This is a genomic window from Actinomadura logoneensis (genome assembly GCF_003428695.1).
GTDB lineage: Bacteria > Actinomycetota > Actinomycetes > Streptosporangiales > Streptosporangiaceae > Spirillospora > Spirillospora logoneensis.
Map to the genome: position 1 here is coordinate 1 of NZ_QURH01000552.1, position 1643 is coordinate 1643.

A 1643-nucleotide genomic window follows, 5' to 3' on the forward strand; every position below is an offset into this window, starting at 1 on the left:
CCGGAGCCCGCGCTCTCCGGTCCGGCGCCCGGCCGACCGGTGGGACCGGTGCCGGGACCGCCGCCCCGCCCGCCGCACAGGGCGCGGCGGAGCCGGGTGGCGTCGCGCTGCCAGGCGGCGAGCTGGTCGGCGCTGACGTTGCCCTGGCCGGTCTGGAACACGTTGAGCAGCAGCTTGGAGATCAGCGCCGCGTTGCGGACCGCGCCCTCGCCGACCGCCTCGCCGAAGCCGTCGGAACCCTCGGAACCGTCGGCGGCGAACAGGTTCTCGAACTCGGGCTCCAGCTCGGGGAAGCGCTGGAGCAGGGTGTCCATCGACACCGCCGGGTCGAGCAGCGCCGGAGGAAGGCCGACCGCGTCGACGACGCCGACCGCGGCCGACTCCAGCGCGGGCTGCTCCTCGGCGTCGAACATCCGCGCCATCAGCCGCCAGTAGAGCGCCTGCCGCCGGTTCGCGTCGGCGCGGACCCGCTCGGCGGACGGCCCGGTGGGCGGCCCGGCGGACGGCTCGGGGGGCGCGTCGGCGGACGATCCATGGCTCGGCCCCTCCGCGTGCTCGGCGTTCTTCGGTTCGGTCATCTGCGCAGCAACCGTCCTGCTCGCTCGCGCAGGACCGCGACCGCGTCCCCGGCCTTCGCCTGCGCCTTGACGATCTTCGGGTCGGTGGGGCCGAGCGCCCAGTCGCCGCCGTGCGCGGCCACCGGCTTCCTCTTCACCGTGGCCTGGACGGCGAGCGGGCGCAGCGACCAGCCGCCGGCGTCCCACCGGACGAGCCCGACGCAGGCGGTGGACGCCGCCACGAGCGCGGGCGTGAGCGGGCCGCAGCCGGGCAGGTTCCCGGTCTCGATCCGCAGCCGGTGGCCGTCCAGCACCAGGTCGGGGCCGTCGATCCGGTAGCCCTCCAGCAGCACCGGCTCGGCGATCCGGACCGGGTGCCGCTCCAGCGGCGGGACTGGCGGGGCGGTCGCGTCGTCCAGCCGGAGGCGCGCGGTGGCGAACGGGTCGGCGGGCTCGCCGGCCTCGGCCGCGTCCTCCGCCCAGAGCAGGTCGCCGCCGGGCAGCAGCGTCATGCCGTCGATCTCGACCGCGCGGCGCTCGGCGAGCGCGGCCAGCAGGACGGGATGGGAGTCCAGCAGCCCCCAGACCGCGGGGCCGACGATCGTGTCGACCTTCCCGGCCGTGACGCTCGCGCGGACGAGCCGTCCGGCGCCGCCGCTCTCCAGCACGCCGTGGACCTGGAACTGCACGGCGGTCGGATGCTCGTGGACGTCCACGCCGAGCGGCAGCAGCCGTCCCGAGACCGGCTCGCCCGCGCCCGCGGTTCCGCCGCCCTGCCAGGTGAGCAGCATCGCGCGGGTCCACAGGTCGCCCCAGCGGCGGGCCGGGACGCGGGCCATCCGCGCGACCGGGCTGGACGCGCGCAGCTCGGCGGCCAGGCCGTCCAGCAGCAGCGCGACGCGGCGCGACGCGGGGTCGGCGAGCAGTGCCTCGATCGTCGGATCGACCGCCGCGACCAGGTCGTGGCCCACCCCGCGCCAGCCGGTGACGGCCACCTCGTGCAGCCAGGACCTGGCCCCGGCCAGCGGGTTCGCCGCGGACGGCGGCGGGGGCGCGGGCGGCTCCCACGCGGCGCGCCCACGTCCG

General features: G+C 77.7%; 1 protein-coding gene and 1 pseudogene. Both read right to left on the reverse strand.

From position 1 onward, the window contains the following. Positions 1 to 578: pseudogene (locus tag DZF91_RS24055) on the reverse strand (hypothetical protein); the annotation flags it as partial. Then, the coding region (locus DZF91_RS40200) for a hypothetical protein (RefSeq protein ID WP_158588033.1) at positions 575 to 1643 on the reverse strand (1069 nt) is incomplete at its 5' end. The gene DZF91_RS40200 and the pseudogene DZF91_RS24055, both read right to left, overlap by 4 nt.